The sequence below is a fragment of the Flavobacterium sp. AC274 genome, from assembly GCF_979258275.1.
Genome location: NZ_OZ409852.1, coordinates 2,391,460 through 2,408,586 on the forward strand (window position 1 = coordinate 2,391,460; position 17,127 = coordinate 2,408,586).

General features: G+C 33.5%; 11 protein-coding genes and 1 other RNA gene. 8 read left to right on the forward strand and 4 right to left on the reverse strand.

Annotated features, from left to right (window positions below):
• Positions 1-52 precede the first annotated feature (52 nt).
• Positions 53-150: signal recognition particle sRNA small type (ffs, locus tag ACZZZT_RS11170), an RNA gene on the forward strand.
• A 181-nt stretch (positions 151-331) separates the two neighbouring features.
• Positions 332-1,135: an SDR family oxidoreductase gene (locus tag ACZZZT_RS11175; RefSeq protein WP_463460408.1), complete on the forward strand. Its 804-nt coding sequence runs from the start codon at positions 332-334 to the stop codon at positions 1,133-1,135.
• A 188-nt stretch (positions 1,136-1,323) separates the two neighbouring features.
• On the opposite strand, the gene ACZZZT_RS11180 is transcribed toward ACZZZT_RS11175, so the two are convergent.
• Positions 1,324-2,631 (reverse strand): GAF domain-containing sensor histidine kinase, encoded by a 1,308-nt coding sequence (locus ACZZZT_RS11180; protein WP_463460409.1) that lies wholly within the window; start codon positions 2,629-2,631, stop codon positions 1,324-1,326.
• A 251-nt stretch (positions 2,632-2,882) separates the two neighbouring features.
• Between ACZZZT_RS11180 and fsa the strand changes: the two genes are divergently transcribed.
• Both fsa and ACZZZT_RS11190 read left to right on the forward strand, forming a co-directional pair.
• Positions 2,883-3,539, forward strand: a complete 657-nt coding sequence (gene fsa, locus ACZZZT_RS11185; RefSeq protein WP_042565033.1) for a fructose-6-phosphate aldolase — start codon at positions 2,883-2,885, stop codon at positions 3,537-3,539.
• An 88-nt stretch (positions 3,540-3,627) separates the two neighbouring features.
• The gene (locus ACZZZT_RS11190; protein WP_463460410.1) at positions 3,628-3,978 is read left to right on the forward strand and encodes a hypothetical protein; all 351 of its coding nucleotides are present in this window, start codon (positions 3,628-3,630) and stop codon (positions 3,976-3,978) included.
• A gap of 338 nt (positions 3,979-4,316) precedes the next feature.
• Here ACZZZT_RS11190 and ACZZZT_RS11195 read toward each other — a convergent pair whose 3' ends face one another.
• The 3 genes from ACZZZT_RS11195 to ACZZZT_RS11205 all read right to left on the reverse strand — a co-directional run bounded on the left by ACZZZT_RS11195 (position 4,317) and on the right by ACZZZT_RS11205 (position 7,673).
• Positions 4,317-5,753, reverse strand: a complete 1,437-nt coding sequence (locus ACZZZT_RS11195; protein WP_463460411.1) for an MFS transporter — start codon at positions 5,751-5,753, stop codon at positions 4,317-4,319.
• Positions 5,754-5,929: 176 nt separating this feature from the next.
• Positions 5,930-6,631 (reverse strand): LytR/AlgR family response regulator transcription factor, encoded by a 702-nt coding sequence (locus ACZZZT_RS11200; RefSeq protein WP_042565030.1) that lies wholly within the window; start codon positions 6,629-6,631, stop codon positions 5,930-5,932.
• The gene (locus ACZZZT_RS11205) at positions 6,621-7,673 is read right to left on the reverse strand and encodes a sensor histidine kinase (protein WP_042565029.1); all 1,053 of its coding nucleotides are present in this window, start codon (positions 7,671-7,673) and stop codon (positions 6,621-6,623) included. Before ACZZZT_RS11205 ends, ACZZZT_RS11200 begins: the two co-directional genes overlap by 11 nt.
• Before the next feature lie 216 nt (positions 7,674-7,889).
• On the opposite strand from ACZZZT_RS11205, the gene ACZZZT_RS11210 reads away from it, so the two are divergent.
• From ACZZZT_RS11210 to ACZZZT_RS11225, 4 genes are all read left to right on the forward strand, one after another.
• Positions 7,890-11,129, forward strand: coding sequence for a SusC/RagA family TonB-linked outer membrane protein (locus ACZZZT_RS11210; protein WP_463460412.1), 3,240 nt, complete (start codon positions 7,890-7,892; stop codon positions 11,127-11,129).
• A gap of 11 nt (positions 11,130-11,140) precedes the next feature.
• The gene (locus ACZZZT_RS11215; RefSeq protein WP_463460413.1) at positions 11,141-12,661 is read left to right on the forward strand and encodes a SusD/RagB family nutrient-binding outer membrane lipoprotein; all 1,521 of its coding nucleotides are present in this window, start codon (positions 11,141-11,143) and stop codon (positions 12,659-12,661) included.
• Between the two features lie 240 nt (positions 12,662-12,901).
• Positions 12,902-13,771 (forward strand): glycosyl hydrolase family 18 protein, encoded by an 870-nt coding sequence (locus ACZZZT_RS11220; protein ID WP_463460414.1) that lies wholly within the window; start codon positions 12,902-12,904, stop codon positions 13,769-13,771.
• Between the two features lie 337 nt (positions 13,772-14,108).
• On the forward strand, positions 14,109-17,126 hold the full coding sequence (locus ACZZZT_RS11225) for a SusC/RagA family TonB-linked outer membrane protein (protein WP_073395095.1): 3,018 nt from the start codon (positions 14,109-14,111) through the stop codon (positions 17,124-17,126).
• The last annotated feature ends 1 nt before the right edge of the window (position 17,127 follow it).

Here is a 17,127-nt window from a genome sequence, read left to right on the forward strand (position 1 = left end):
TTTTATAGCAACAAAGGTCTTGCAAAAATATAAAAAGATTGTATATTTGCACCGGCAAGTCCTACACGACCAGCTCCTGCAGACTCCCCCAGGATGGGAACATAGCAAGGGTACGTGGTTGAGCGGTGCGATGTAGGTCGCTTGCCATTTTTTATTTTATATGTCCTGAAATGTTTCAGGATTTTTTTTTAGAATTAATTTAAAAGTAGTCTTCCTTCTGGAGGATTTTTTTATTTTTGGGACTTCGTAAAGTTAAAAGTTATTAGGAGGTTAAAAGTTACCTCAATGAACCAACTCATAACTTATAACTAAAAACTCATAACTTTTCAAAATGAATAAAGTCGTTTTAATTACCGGAGGATCTTCAGGGATCGGGAAATCTATTGGAGAATTTTTGCATCAAAAAGGTTTCGTTGTTTATGGAACAAGTCGAAACCCTGAAAAAGTGTTGAATTCTGTTTTTCCACTCGTGGCTTTAGATGTTCGAAATACCGAATCTATTAAATCGGCGGTAGCCAAAATTATTCAAACTTCCGGGCGATTGGATATTGTAATTAATAATGCAGGAGTTGGAATTACAGGCCCTTTGGAAGAAATTCCGACAGAAGAAATCAAGAATAACTTCGAAACCAATTTTTTTGGACCAATAGAAGTTATGAAAGCAGTTTTACCGCAAATGCGTGAACAAAAATCGGGTTTGATTATTAATATTACTTCAATTGCCGGTTATATGGGATTGCCGTACAGAAGTGTTTATTCTGCATCAAAAGGGGCTTTAGAATTAATTACCGAAGCTTTAAGAATGGAAGTAAAGTCTTTTGGAATTGAGATCACCAACGTAGCACCTGGAGATTTTGCTACTAATATTGCTTCAGGACGTTATCATGCGCCGGTTATTTCAGGTTCTGCTTACGAAAAAGTTTACGGAGATATACTTGCAACAATGAACGAACATGTTGATGCTGGAAGTAATCCGAATGAAATGGCTGAGGCAGTTTACAAAATTATTCAGCAAAAAAAGCCAAAAGTGCATTATAAAGTAGGCGTTTTTATGCAGAAGTTTTCGATTGTTTTAAAACGTGCACTTCCGGATAAAATGTATGAAAAAATGCTAATGAACCATTATAAACTATAATTATTCAATTGTAATGAGAAAAAATTAACCGCAAAGCTCGCAAGGATTTTTTATAGTTAGTTTTTATTAGAATAAATAAAAAGTTCGCAAAGCTTTGTGTTTACTTAGCTTTGCGAACTTTGTGTTTTTAGAAAGTATAATTAGATAAAAACCTTTGCGTTCTTTGCGGTAAAAAAACGCTATCTTATTCATTCTAAAGGAATAAATATATCAAATTTTGCTCCTTGATTCAAAATTCCTTCTGCTCTAATAAAGCCGTTATGGTTTTCTACAATCCTTTTGACTATTGTAAGTCCTATTCCGGTACTTTTTATCGGCTTTGTGTGTAAAGCCTGAAAAAGTCCAAATATTTTTTCGTTATAAGTTTGATCAAACCCAATGCCATTGTCTGCAATGGTTATTTGATAATATTTGGTAAGAGGAGAAAGTTTCTCGAGTATTCCATTTGTGATTTTTGATGAGATTGTAATGATTAAATTTCGATCAGGACTTGCAAATTTCATTGAATTATTAATCAAATTATAAAGAAGCTGTCTGAATTGAAATTCTATTACAGAAAGTTTTCCTAAACCGTGTATATCAAAAACTACATTTTTATTTTCAAACTCATCTGTAAGATCTTCGATAACGTCTCTGGTAATTTCATTTAAGTCTTTAAGTACAAACTTTCTATCGTCAAATTTTGTTTTAGAATAAATTAAAAGGTCGTTAATTAGATTTTGCATTCTAAAAGCTGAAGTCTTAATTTTATTGAATGCAGTTTTGCCTTTTTCAGATAAATTATTTAGTTCTTCACGTTCAATAGTATCTGTAAAAAGCTGAATTTTTCGCAAAGGTTCCTGTAAATCATGACTCGAAATATAATTAAATGCCTCGAGCTCATTGTTCATTTTTTCAAGAGAGATATTTTTTTCGATAAGTTTTTTCTCAATGTCTGATTTTGATTTTACAGCTTTTTGTTTTTCAATTTCGGTTTTTTCCAGAAGATTGTCTTTCTCTTTTAAAATCGTTTTGCTTTCGTTTGCTTCTTCAATACTTGTGATGTGAAAGGAAATTAAATCGGCAAACAAATTAAACATTTCGCGGACTTTGAATGTTTTTAAGCTATTTGGTTTGGGATCGATGGCACAAAGTGTTCCAAAAAAACTTCCGTCTTTAAGCATAATCGGAACCGAAATATAACTTTGAAGTCCATACATTGCCGGAGTATGATGATAACGAAATTCAGGATCTTCACTAACATTGTCAATTATTACTGCTTTCCTGTCCTGGCGAATTTCGTCACAAATTGTGGTTTTTACTTGTAATTCATCTCCGGGTTTTAGACCAAATGCAACATTGTCCTGAACACTGCAGGTTATCCAGCGATCTTCTGTAACTCTTGCTACGGCTGCAAAACCCATTCCGGTCGTTTGGCATATTACATTTAGTAAAGTTGGTACAATTGTAATATTCTGGATATTAGTAATGTCTTGTTGAAAATTCTCTTCTAGCACTTTTGGACTTATTTTGACCTTAAAAATACGCTTTTTTAATGAAGGTATTATAACGAGGAATATCGAAATGTAGAATTATTTTTAAGATTTTAATTTTGGGAAAATTATAAGTTGTAATTTTGCACCGAAATTTATGTAAGGTGAGAGGGCTCATTCTTTGTGAATTAAAAAGAATAAAAGATAACGGCAAAAACCGGATTACGGTTGCCGAAGACATCAAATAGAATCAACACAATTAAATAGATATAATTATGAAATTTTTTATTGACACAGCTAATTTAGCTCAAATTAAAGAAGCACAGGCTTTAGGTGTTTTGGATGGTGTAACGACTAACCCGTCATTGATGGCGAAAGAAGGAATTACAGGAAAAAACAATATCCTGAAACATTATGTTGACATCTGCAATCTTGTAGAAGGCGATGTAAGTGCTGAGGTAAATGCGTTGGATTATGATGGAATGATTAAGGAAGGTGAAGAATTAGCTGAATTACATGATCAAATCGTAGTTAAATTGCCAATGACAAAAGAAGGTGTTATGGCTGCGAAATATTTCTCAGATAAAGGAATCAAAACAAATGTAACACTTGTATTTTCTGTTGGTCAGGCTCTTTTGGCTGCAAAAGCTGGAGCTACTTATGTTTCTCCATTTATTGGTCGTCTTGATGATGTTTCTACAGACGGTTTAAACCTGATCGAAGAAATTAGACTGGTTTATGATAACTACGGATACGAAACTCAAATTTTAGCTGCTTCTGTGCGTCATACAATGCATATTGTAAACTGCGCTAAAATTGGAGCTGATGTTATGACTGGACCACTTTCTGCAATTTACGGATTGTTGAAACACCCTTTAACGGATATAGGATTAGCTCAGTTTGTTGCTGATTTTGAGAAAGGAAACAAATAGTTTGCCTTAAATACATAATTAAAATCACCATTTTTTGTAAGAAAGATGGTGATTTTTTTATCTTTATGTGTCTCAAAAAGAATGACATATGAAAAAACTTATTCTGATTTTCGCATTTTTGGCAGTAAATATCACTGCAAATTCCCAGGCAAAAGTATTAACATCTGTAAACGAAGCCGGAGATGTGGCTACTTTTGAATTAGATTGTACTTCAAAATTCCAGACTTTGGCAAAAGGTTTACGTTATAATATTACACGTCACGAGTTTAGAGGTCCGGAAATGAAAAATACATACCGATTACTGTTGGTAATGGATGGTTTTTATTCAAATACATTAAATAGTACAATGACAATTTCGGCTGTTTTAAGTGACGGAACTGTTCTGGCTGCAAAAAAACAATCGAAGAAGATGGTTATTTTGATGGTGCCTGTACATTAAAAATTAAGGATCCAAAAGCGCTTTTAGCAACGAATATAGATAAAGTGATTATTCATGCCGATAAAGATGTCGTATATACTTTATCGGAACAAAATAAAGCCATTTTTAAAAAGAATCTGAGTAATATTATAAATGCGAAGTAAAAAATTAAATTCCAAAAAATAAATTCCAAATTCCAATTTCGGCTGGAATTTTTTATCGACAAACCTGACAGGTTTTATTCCGAAGCTTCGGGACTGTCGGGTTTGCTTATGAAACGTAATCGTAAAATAAAAAATCCCAAATTCCAATTTTATAGATTGGAATTTGGGATTTTTTATATTGTTATTTAAAGAAGTTTAGTGACCTCCTGAAAGTTTTTTGTCAAAGTTAATTCCTTGTTTTCTAAGGATTCCGCTCACGCTCCATGCATAAAATGCAAGGTAAGCAAAACATAAGATACCTACAATGTAACTTGCTTGAATACCAATGAATTCAGAAACAAAACCTTGTAACCAGCTGATAACTCCACCACCCATAATCATCATGATTAGGAAGCTGCTTCCCTGGCTTGTATTTTTTCCTAATCCGCTTACTGCTAATGTAAAGATACATGGCCAAAGCGTACTACAGAATAGACCAACACTTGTAAAAGCGTAAACACTCACAATACCATTAGTCGACATTCCTATTGCTAAAGCAACAATTCCTAAAACAGAGAAGATTAATAACATTCTCGCAGGATTTCCTTTACTTGCAATATCAGCAGCAATTAATACTAAGATAATTAATCCGTAGATGTAAAACGGTGTTAAATCGTGTTTTGCAATTGCATTTACAGCCAAGAATACTCCAAACGCTAAATATGGTGCTACAAAACGTAATATTTGTTGTAAACTGGCTTTATCAGTAAAAGCTTCGATAGCTCCTGTCCAACGGCCAATCATTAAACTTGCCCAATATAAAGAGATATAAGGAGCAACTTCCTGAGTTAAAAACCCTAATTTGCTTTCCATGTATGCAGGTAAATTACTTGCAGTAGAAACTTCAACACCAACATAAAGAAATATAGCAATCATTCCCATTACCAATTGTGGATATTGTAATGCAGATTTTTTTGCTGTTGTGCCATCATGTGCAATTTCTTCTTCGATTAGAGCCGGTCTGTCTGGCAATGAAGAGAATTTTAATAAAATAGCCACTAATAAAAAGGCTAAACCAAGTATTAAATAAGGAATTTTTACACTCTCGATACTTAAAGTAGATGATCCTGTGCTTGATCCGAAGATTGCAAAACTCACAATAAGTGGTCCGATTGTAGTACCCAGATTGTTAATTCCACCTGCTAAAGTTAAACGTTGAGATCCTGTTGTAATTGGTCCTAAAGCAATTGCTAAAGGGTTTGCAACTGTTTGCTGTAATGAAAAACCAAGTGCTACAATGAATAATCCAGATAACATTAAAGGAAAAGATCCTGTATTTGCAGCCGGATAAAATAATAAAGTTCCAAGAGCAGAAATAAGTAAACCTAATGAAAGACCGTTTTTATATCCTATTCTGTTAACTAAATCTTCTTTGATTAAAGCGGAGATTCCCATATATATTAGCGATCCTACGGTGTAAGCGATATAAAAAGCTAAAGATACTAATTGACTTTCTCCTTGAGATAAGTTGAAGGCTGTTTTAAAAACAGGAATCAAGATGTCGTTACTTGCAGCGACAAAACCCCAAAAGAAGAATACGATAACTAGAGGAATAAACTGTCCCCACTTAGTTTGCACATTTTCTGAACTCATAATTGTGATAAGGTTAATTTTTTAATTTTATTGTTTTTTGAAGACCGTAAATATATTTGTTAAGTGTTTCAAAAAAATAAAAAGGCACAAATAATGTTAAATTTAAACCAACGGCATCATTTTTTCAACAATGTGTTAATTTTAACCTACTTAGAAAATGAAAAATGAAATTGTATTTACTCTAAAATTTTGTTTTTAACATCTTTACTGTAATTTCTACCAATAGGAATGGTATAAGATTGAATTTGTATGCGGTTTCCTTCGATAGATTTCACCTTATTTAGGGCGATAACGTACGATTTATGAATTCTTAAAAAACGATCTGCCGGTAATTCTTCAGACAAAGAAGTGAGGGATTTGTGTGTAATATAGGTTTTATCAGGCGTAACAACTTTAATATATTCTTTCATTCCTTCGATAAAAAGGATTTCTTCAATATTGATTTTCATCATTTTTTTATCAACCTTAATAAAAATATGAGAATCACCTTTTGTGGTTTCGACCTTAATATTGTTTTTTAAATTGTATTCGGTAGTAATCTTGTTAATACACTTTATAAATCTGGGCAGCGGAATGGGTTTTACTAAATAATCCAAAACATCAAGATCATAACTTTCGGCTGCAAACTCCCTAAAAGCTGTTGTGATAATGACTTTGGTTTTGTTTTCGATTAAACTAATTAATTCAAATCCTGTCATCATTGGCATATTGATATCTAAAAAGACAGCATCAACAGTTGTGCTGTTGATAAAATCAAGTGCTTCAAGAGAATTATTGAATGTACCAATCACTTCAAAATCTGTAAAATTATTGAAATAATTTTGCAAGACTTTGATAGCCAAAGGCTCATCATCAATCAATACGCATTTAATCTTCATTATGAATAGGTATTTGCAAGCGGATTATATAGTAATTTAGTTTTGTTTTGTGTTTTAGGCTGAAATCATTTTTATAAATTAATTTCAGTCTTTTCTTGGTATTGACTAATCCAATACCACTTTTCGGGTTAAGATTTTGTGAAATTACAAAATTATTTAAGATTTCAAAATCTAACCTTTTATTATCAATAACTTTACAATTGATCTTGATTTTTAAGTTTTTATTGTTTAGTCCGCCATGTTTAAAGGCGTTTTCAACCAGCGAAATAAAGATTAACGGAGGCACAACAATATCTTCAATATCCGACTCAAGATTTATCGTAACTTCTACATTTTCAAACCGTAACTTCTCAATTTCAATATAATTCTGAATATAGTCTATTTCTTTTATAAGCGGAACAAATTTGGTTCCTTTAACATCATACAAGACATATTCCATCAAATTGGATAACTTAATAATTACGTCAGGAACCTTATTTGAAGATTCTAAAGATAAGGCGTATAAGTTATTTAAGGTATTGAAGAAAAAGTGCGGCTGAATTTGATTCTCCAGATATTTCAATTTGATTTTGAACTGATTTTCTCTTAAAGATCTGTTTCTTTCTCTTTCCCTTAGCCAGGTTAAAGTCAGGTAAACAGATGAAGCCATGGCCAATACATATAATTCGCCAATGCAAACAGCAACAATATGATTGATTTCAAACGGATGATATTCTCTGTTGGCTTCCGGCCAGATATTCTCCGATATAATATAATAGGTAAGTGCGGTTTTTAATAAATAAATACCGAACAGGCTTAAAATCAAGGCAAAAGTATATTGAATATATTTCTGTTTTAGTACAAATTTCGGTACCAAAACAAAAAGATTAAAATAGACTAACGGAATGTGCAATGAAAATTCAATCAGGTTAGATTTGAATGAATAAGGGTAATCATTAAAATAGGCTCCCCATCTTAAAAAGTTAAGAGTAAAGTAACTTCCCCAAAACCAAATATGATTTTGCAGTTTTATTTCAAATTTTAATTTTTGAATTTCGTTCAATTTTGATTATTGGGGGTTAATGTAATTATTCTTAGGAATAATAATTTGCAACTTTAAACAATTAGTTGGTAAAACGCAATTCTTTTAAATAAAATTTTATCAAAAATGGCATTTCGTCGATTATTTTTTAAAGGCATCGTTTTCGTAAAACGTATTATTGATTGTTTTCTGTTGTTTGTTTAAGGTTTAGGGTAGTTTGTTTAAAAAGTTTTATTTATGTTAATTTTAACAATAGATTTATCGCTTAACCAACAAAACCATGACAAAAATGAAGAAAATTGTATTAATCTTTGTTGTTTTTTTACGTCGCAGGTTATTCTTGCACAAGTAAAAACAATCAAAGGTTTAGTAAGCGATCAAAAAGGACTGCCGTTGCCAGGAGTTACTGTTCTTATCCAGGGAACAGCGAAGGCAGCACAAACAGATTATGATGGGATGTACAGTATTGAGGCATCAAAAGGAGATGTTTTAGTATTTTCATACATCGGAATTAAAACTAAAGTTGTAACAATTGGAGATTCTCCGCAAGTAAACGTGGCACTTGAAGAAAATACCCAAAACTTAGATGAAGTTGTAGTTACGGCATTAGGTATTAAGAGACAAAAGAAGGAACTGGGTTACGCAGTTCAGGACATCAAAGGTGACCAGTTGAATAAGGTAATTACAACCAATGTAGCCACAGCACTTTCTGGTAAAATTGCCGGTGTAGATGTTTCTATACCGGCCACAGGTGCAGGCGGAAGTACCAGAGTTATTATTAGGGGGATTTCTAGTATAGGCGAGAATAACCAGCCGCTTTATATTGTAGACGGAGTTCCTATTGATAATACGGGGCTGTCTAATGATACTGCAGCATCAAGCAAATGGTTTGATGGAAGAGATAACGGTGACGGAATTTCAAGTATAAACCCAAACAATATTGAAAGTTTGACTGTATTAAAAGGAGCAGCAGCATCTGCTTTATATGGTTCCAGAGCTTTGAATGGTGTAATTTTGATTACAACCAAAAAAGGAAGCAAAGGTAAATTACAGGTAGAACTTACCAGCGGTGTTAGTTTTGACAGAGTAAATGCTAAATATCAGGATTTTCAAAGTGATTATGGAACGGGATCTCACGGGATTTTGCCGGATCCGTCAAAAGCGCCTTCTGAAATTTACGGATATACTACAAGTGCCTGGGGACCGAAATTTTCGGAAACAGTTGGGCAGCAGGTTATAATATTTGATGGTTCTATTAAACCCTATGCTAAAGTAGACAATAATATTCAGGATTTTTTTAAGACGGGATTTACAACAACTAACGGGATTTCGCTCTCCGGCGGAAGTGAGAATGCTTATGTTCGTTTTGGATTCAACAATCTTAAAAATGATGATGTTGTTCCGGGTTCCGGTTTAGAAAGAAATGATGCCAGTTTAAATGCTACTTTAAAATCAGAAAAATTTACTTTGGCTGCAAATGTAAATTACATGGTTGAAAACACCGAAAACAGACCTGGTTTGGGAGATTCTCCAAACAACGTAGGTTATTCTTTGAGTGGTTTAGCACCCAATATCGATCAGGCCTGGTTGAAAAATTATCAGGATCCGGATACAGGAGAAATCTACAAGTGGAATAATAATATTTATCAATTAAATCCTTATTTTACCGTAGATGCCAATCATAACACCTCTAAGAAAAATCGTTTTATGGGGAATGTTACCGGAACGTATCAACTTGAAAAATGGGTTGGATTAACTTTTAGAACCGGTTTAGATACTTATAATTTTGGAACTAAAGATTTTATGGCGGCTGGAAGTACCTGGCCGGGCAGAGATACAGGTTATCTTGGATTGAATGATATTACGGTTTCTGAAATGAATACTGATATCATAGCTACTTTTAGTGATATTAAATTGGCTAATGACTTGACTTTCTCAGGTATTTTAGGGACAAGCAGAAGAGATTTTAGAAGACAGGAAAATTCTAGCCAGGGAACAAATATTATTGAACCGGGAACAGAATATATTAGTAATTTTTCGACCCAGACAATCAACGCACCATCAGAAACCAAAACAAGAACAAATTCTGTTTACGGTTCTGCAAAATTTGATTATAAAGGTTATTTATATGCTGAATTTACAGGAAGAAATGACTGGTTTAGTGTGATAACCAAAGATGCATTTTATCCGGCAGCTTCATTAGGTTTTGTATTTTCAGATGCATTTGCTATTCAGAATGATACTTTTTCTTATGGTAAATTGAGAGCATCGTGGGCAAAAGTTTCGAATGCTCCGGGCGCTTATAAAAATGCATTAAATTATACTACTTATTCTGCTTATGACGGACAAAGTGTTGTGAATATAAAAAATTCATCGGCACCAAATGCGAATCTTACTTTTCAATCAAAAACAGGAATTGAGTTTGGATTGGAAACAGCTTTCTTTAAAAACAGATTAAAAGCTGATATAACAGTTTACCGTGAAGATACTGCAGATCAAACGCTTGATTTAGCATCTTCTGCAACATCGGGTTATGAGTTTCTTTCTGTAAATGCAGGGAAATTGCGTAATGAAGGTATTGAAATATTTTTATCGGGAACACCAATTAAAACTAAAAATTTTGAGTGGGGAATTGATTTAAACTTCTCAAAAAACAAAAACTCAATTCTTTCTTTACATCCTGACATTAATACTTATACTATTTCTGAGGCTCGCTGGGCCGGAGCAGCAATTGTAGCTCAGGTTGGCGGACAATACGGAACTATTATTGGTAAAGATTTTCAAAGAACACCTTCCGGCGAAATGATTGTAGGGGCAAACGGTCTTCCTGTTTACACAGATACAAAAGTAGAATTAGGAAAAGGGCTTCCGGATTGGGCGGCAGGTTTAACCAATAGATTTTCTTATAAAGGAATTACACTTCAATTTTTATTGGATATGAAGTTTGGTATGGATGTATATTCTATGACAAACTCTGTTGCCGCAGGAAAAGGACTTTTGGATGTAACTACAGAAGGAAGAGATGCTTACAATGCTGCAAGAGCAGAAGCCGCAGCAAATGATCCAAATTTCAATGTAGGGAATTGGACTCCAACAGCAGGTTATGTAGCAAATGGAGTTGTAAATACCGGAACTGCTGAAAATCCGGTTTATGTTAAAAATACGACGCCAGTAGATCCTCAAACATATTGGTCAAATGTTACTGAAAATACACCGGCACCTTTTATTTATGATGCTTCTTACGTTAAATTAAGAGAGGTAAGTTTAGGCTATACAATACCTAGAAGTGTTTTTGGCAGCTCAAAAATAAGTTCAATCTATATTTCGGCATTTGCCAGAAACCTATTGACATTTAATAAAGATTTACCAAATATTGATCCTGAGTCTATGTACACTTCCGGAAACGGACAAGGTTTTGAGTATGGTTCATTACCGTCAAGAAAATCGTATGGTTTTAATATTAAAGTTACATTCTAAAAAAGTAAATTATGAAAATTAAATATATAGTAGCCATACTTGCAGTATTTACGGTAGTTGGCTGTACAGAAAATTTTGACGAACTGGTAAAAGATCCGGTGGCGTTATCTCCAAATCCGGCAGGACAGCTCACCTTTACTCAATTGTGTATGTCCGGAGATGGATATTACCAACACAGAACCAACCTTATATATGCCGGAGGTTTTGTGCAGCATTATTCAGGTTCCTGGGCGGTAACAGAATATGGCAGCAAATTTAAAAATAACGAAGAGTATGCAGTCGCTTTATGGAGAAATGTTTATGCCCATGAAATAAAAAGTATTGTTGATATTCTGGATAATACCAGTGCAGATCCCGCTGCTGTAAACATGAATGCTGTTGCTAAAATTATGAAAGTAATGATAGCACATCGTTTAACCGATATTTATGGTGACGTACCTTATTCAGAAGCCGGTTTAGGATTTTCTCAGGGAATTGTAACGCCAAAATATGATAAACAGGAAGATATTTATAATTCTTTTTTCAAAGAATTAGACGAAGCTTTTAATCAGTTAAATGCCGGAGGAGGTGCGATAAAAGGAGATTTGTTTTATGCCGGAGATATTGCAAAATGGAAAAAATTAGCCAATACCATGCGTTTGCGTTTAGCAATGAGAATCTCTGAAGTAAATCCTGCAGAAGCTGAGAAACAAGTAAAAGCCGCTTTTCAAAATGGAGTTTTTGCCGGTAATGATGACAACTGTATTATGCATCATTTGGATTTTCCTTTTAGTGATGATCCATCCAGATTGGATTATCGAGGAAATGGATTGTCTTACGGTTTTATTTCAGATGAGCATGGAGACCATTTCAGTTCTTTATTAATAGATTTTTTAAGAGATAACGGCGATCCAAGATTAACCATGATCGCAACTCCAAAAACAAGTAGCAGCGTGGTTCCGTGGTCGCCAATACAGCCGGGAGAAACACTATATGAAGGTGTTAAGCCGGGAATGTTTAGATGGGATCTTCCTGGAGGATCAAATTCAGCCTCTGGAATACAGCCTTATTTAAAACTAAGAACAACTCCTTTTTTACATGTTAGTTATTCAGAAACACAATTATTATTGGCTGAAGCAGCTGTGAGAGGCTGGATTTCAGGCTCTGCCGCTGATTATTATAAAAATGGAGTAGAAGCAGGGATTAAACAAATGGAAATTTACGGAGCTGTGCCTGCAACTCAGGCAAATATAGATGCATATGTAAATGCAAATCCTTTGGTAGCCGGAACAGAAAAAGAGCAAATAGGAACACAAATTTGGGTTACTTATTTATTTAATAGTATAGAAGCCTATTCAAACTGGAGAAGAACAGGTTATCCTCATTTAGTGCCTATAACAAATTCAGATTCCGGAACAGGTGGTGTTGTGCCAACACGTTTGTATTATCCTAATGATGAAATGCAAAAAAATGAGAAAAACTATTTAGATGCTTTATCAAGAATGGGAGGAAAGAATGATTGGTTGGGTAAAGTTTGGTGGGATGTAAACTAAAAAAATCTCGAACATAAAGTTATGCCTAATAAGGTATTATTTTCATTCTAATTAAATTAAAAACAATAGTTTAAAATTAAAAATTATGATAAAAAATAAAGCCTTGTTAGGCATCCTTTTTTTCTAAGTTCCCTTTTTTCAGTTTATAGCTGTTCACATCAAAAAGAAATTGATCCGGAAAATTCAAAAAATAAAACAGCCAGAGTAGTAGGGTATCTATCTTCGGATAATTTTGATAAAATGAATTTGATTCAGTTTTGTAAATTAACACATCTCAATCTAGCGTTTGCAAATCCGGATAAAAATGGAAATTTGAATTTTACAGGAGATATTGATTTGCTTGTAAAATATGTAAAATCAGTTAATCCTAATATTAAAATCAGCATTTCGCTCGCAGGCGGTGTTTTATCTGAAGAAGTAGCTTCAAATTGGAAATATCTAATCGATAATCCCGAAAACAGGCCAAATTTAATTCAGAACATTATAAATTTTACAGAACTTCATCATTTGGATGGAGTCGATGTTGATCTCGAATGGGATGCAGTGACAATAGGTTACAGCGGTTTTGTTTTAGAATTAAGAAAAGAACTCACAACAAAAAATAAACTTTTAACGGCGGCCCTGCCTAATAATTCGCGTTTCGAAAATATAAGTCAGGAAGCTTTAAATGTATTTGATTTTCTAAATATCATGTCGTATGACAGCACCGGACCCTGGACACCGGATAATCCAGGACAACACAGCTCTTTTGAAAACGCAAAAGCCGGAATAGATTTTTGGCATAAACTGCAAAATGTGCCAAGCGAAAAATTGACTTTGGGAGTTCCTTTTTATGGTTATAATTTTACTTATAAAGAAGTTACAAGTTCAACTTATGGAGAAATTATATCTGCAGGAACTCAATTTGCAGATCAGGATGAGGTTGGAAAAATTTATTATAACGGAAGACCTACAATAACTCAAAAAGTAGAATTTGCTTCTCAAACCACAGGCGGAATTATGATTTGGGAAATTGCCCAGGATTCTTTTGACAACTATTCGCTTTTAGATGTCATTCATCAAAAATATACTTCGTTAAAAATAAAAACGACAGGTTTCTGTGGCAATTAATATTCAATAATTGTTCTTAATCACTTTCTGTACTATTCTTTAAATTTTGTTAATTTTTGGGTTTCGGCTTAGCTAATATATTCATTATTATGTAAATATCAGTTTTAATGCTGAAAAAACGATAATGCATAATTATTAAGTAAATACTCTTTTTTATTAAATATAATTGTAATAATTACTAAAAATGTTAGCGTTTATTGATTTGAAAACGTTTTCGTGAAACGCATTATTGAATGTTTTATGTCGTTGGTTTAAAAAATAAAGCCGTTTGTATAAATAATTTTTTTAACAATCCCTTAAGAATAAATTTACACCATAACTAACAAAATAAATTAACATGAAAAAAATTTTCTTAATCTTTATGATTGCTTTTACGGCGCAAGTTTCGCTTGCTCAGGTAAAAAGTATCAAAGGTGTGATTACAGATTCTGATGGGATGCCATTACCAGGGGCATCTGTTGCGGTACAAGGAGGTCAAAAAGGTGCAACTACCGATTTTGACGGTTTGTACACAATTGAAGCACAAAAAGGACAAACATTGGTTTTTACTTATGTAGGTCTTGAAACTCAAAACATACTTGTAGGCGATGCGACTACAATTAACGTTAAGATGGGACAGGCAGCATCAAACGCTCTTAACGAGGTTGTTGTAACATCATTAGGTTTAAAGAAAACAAGAAAATCTTTAACATATGCAGCTCAGGAGCTTAAAGGTGAAGAGTTAACAAGAGTTAGAGATGCTAACGTTATTAATACAATTGCCGGTAAAATTGCCGGTGTTGCCGTAACTAAAAGTTCTGGTGGTACTGGAGGATCTACAAAAGTAGTTATTCGTGGAAATTCTTCTGTTTCTAACAGCCAGCCTTTATATGTTATTGATGGTATTCCAATGTTGAACTCAGGTGCAGGTCAGCCAAACGATTCATTTGGTAGTTTATCTGGTGGTAACCGTGATGGAGGAGATGTAATTTCTCTTGTTAATCCTGATGATTACGAAGGAATGACAGTCCTTAAAGGCGCTGCAGCTTCTGTATTATACGGATCTCAGGGAGCAAACGGTGTTATTTTATTATCTTCTAAAAAAGCTAAATCAGGAAAAGCCAATATTTCTGCTTCATCTGTTACAACTTTTGAAGAAGCGGCTTACATGCCTAAATTCCAAACAGATTATATTGCTGCTCCGGGAGCTGATGAAACTTGGGGAGCTGCTGGAAAAACAAAAGACCACGTAAAAGATTTCTTTGATGTAGGAACTACTCAAATTACTTCAGTTGGATATTCAATTGGTTCTGAAAATTCTTCTACAGCATTTTCTTATGCTAATACTTCTGCTACAGGTATTGTTCCTGGAAACAGCTTAAAGAAAAATAACTTTGGTATTAGACAAACAGCTAAATTCTTTAATGATAAATTAATTTTTGCTGCTAATGCAAATTATACTTCTCAAACAATTGCAAATAAACCAGTAAACGGATTTTATTTTAACCCTTTAACAGGAGTTTATTTGATGCCAAGAGGAAATGACTTCGATTATTACAAAAATAATTATGAGGTATTTAATCCTACAAGAAACTTAATGGCGCAAAACTGGATGACGAATAGAGATATTATGCAAAATCCATATTGGGCAATCAACAGAAACAAATCTGAAGATAAAAATGATTTCTTTAACGGAGCATTGTCTTTAACTTACAAAGCTAATAATTGGTTGAGCATTGCATCAAGATACAGCTATAACAGAGTAACTAGTGTTTTCGATAAAAAAATCTATGCTACAACACAAGGAACACTTTCTCATACAAACGGAAGATATATAAATGAAAATTCTTTAAGCACACAACGTTATGGAGATTTAATTGCGACAATTAATGCAAAATTTGCTACTGATTTTACTTTCAATGCAAATATTGGCGCGAGTATTACAAATACATTAACGAATGATAAAACGATTTTAGATTCAGGAATTAGTGGAGGTTTAAACGTTAGTAACTGGTTTACACTTCATAATTTTAATAATAATACAGGAAATTATCAAACAATAGATTCTCAAAGAGAAGTGCAGTCAGTTTTTGCAGCAACTACTTTTGGATATAAAGACATGTTGTTCTTAGATCTTTCAGGCAGAAACGACTGGTCATCTACAGTACCAGACTCTTATTTTTATCCATCTGTGGGTTTAACGGCTCTTATCAGCGAAATGACAACATTGCCAGAATGGATTAACTACGGAAAAGTTCGTGGTACTTATGCACAGGTTGGTAATGATATTTATCCATTTGTTACTAATCCTACTTATTATGCAACTCCGGGTTCTTCTGCAATAAATCCTAAAGTAGGACCAAGACCAGGAGAAACTTTAAAACCGGAATTAAAATCTGAATTTGAATTTGGTACAGAGTGGAGAATGTTTAACAACAGATTAGGTTTTGAAATTTCTTACTACAACTCTGAAACTAAAAACCAATACTTACAAGTTGTTGCTCCGGTAAATGATATGGGTTATGATTTCTTCGGAATTAATGCAGGAAGTATTGAAAATAAAGGTTTTGAGGTTGTTTTAACCGGTGGAATCATCAGAGGAGATAAATTTTCCTGGGATACTACAGTAAACTTTTCTCAAAATAAAAACAAAGTAAAAGAAATTCCTACTGAATTAGGAGGTAGAGTTAACTTAACTGAAGCTGGAGTAAACAGTTACAGATATGCTTTAGTAGAAGGAAAACCTTACGGAGTAATCGAAGGAATCAACTTTAAAAAAGACGATCAGGGCAGAATTTTATTGAATGACGACGGAACAATTCAAAAAACAGAATTTGAAGAAGTTGGAAATTCTAATCCTGATTTTATGTTAGGTTGGTCAAACTCATTTAAATTTGGTTCTTTCTTTGCAAATGTATTGATTGATGGTCGTTTTGGTGGCGATGTAATGAGCTTAACAGAAGCTCAAAATGATTCTTTTGGAGTTTCAAAAGCTACAGGAGATGCAAGAAATGCCGGAGGTGTTGCAATTAATGCAGTAAGAGCAAGTGATGGTACAGCGGTAACAACAATGGATGCAAAATCTTATTATACACAAGTTGGAGGTAGAGCAGGTATCACAGGAGAATATGTATATGACGCAACAAACGTAAGTGTTAGAGAAGTTTCTATCGGATACAATTTCAGTCCTAAAAATTTACCTTTTATACAATCAGCAAGTATCTCTTTAATTGCCAGAAATTTATTCTTTATCTATAAAGATGCACCTTTTGATCCAAACATTGCATTAAGTACAGGTCAGGGTTTACAAGGAGTAGATATTTATGGTTTACCATCTACTAGAAGTATCGGTCTTAATTTAAATGTAACTTTCTAAA

Excerpts from the sequence above, each read along its gene's own strand:
- ACZZZT_RS11215 (WP_463460413.1), top strand. The coding sequence starts at position 11,141 with ATGAAAATTAAATATATAGTAGCCATACTTGCAGTATTTACGGTAGTT.
- ACZZZT_RS11220 (WP_463460414.1), top strand. The coding sequence starts at position 12,902 with ATGAATTTGATTCAGTTTTGTAAATTAACACATCTCAATCTAGCGTTT.
- ACZZZT_RS11200 (WP_042565030.1), bottom strand. The coding sequence starts at position 6,631 with ATGAAGATTAAATGCGTATTGATTGATGATGAGCCTTTGGCTATCAAA.
- ACZZZT_RS11190 (WP_463460410.1), top strand. The coding sequence starts at position 3,628 with ATGAAAAAACTTATTCTGATTTTCGCATTTTTGGCAGTAAATATCACT.
- ACZZZT_RS11175 (WP_463460408.1), top strand. The coding sequence starts at position 332 with ATGAATAAAGTCGTTTTAATTACCGGAGGATCTTCAGGGATCGGGAAA.
- ACZZZT_RS11195 (WP_463460411.1), bottom strand. The coding sequence starts at position 5,753 with ATGAGTTCAGAAAATGTGCAAACTAAGTGGGGACAGTTTATTCCTCTA.
- fsa (WP_042565033.1), top strand. The coding sequence starts at position 2,883 with ATGAAATTTTTTATTGACACAGCTAATTTAGCTCAAATTAAAGAAGCA.
- ACZZZT_RS11225 (WP_073395095.1), top strand. The coding sequence starts at position 14,109 with ATGAAAAAAATTTTCTTAATCTTTATGATTGCTTTTACGGCGCAAGTT.
- ACZZZT_RS11210 (WP_463460412.1), top strand. The coding sequence starts at position 7,890 with ATGTTAATTTTAACAATAGATTTATCGCTTAACCAACAAAACCATGAC.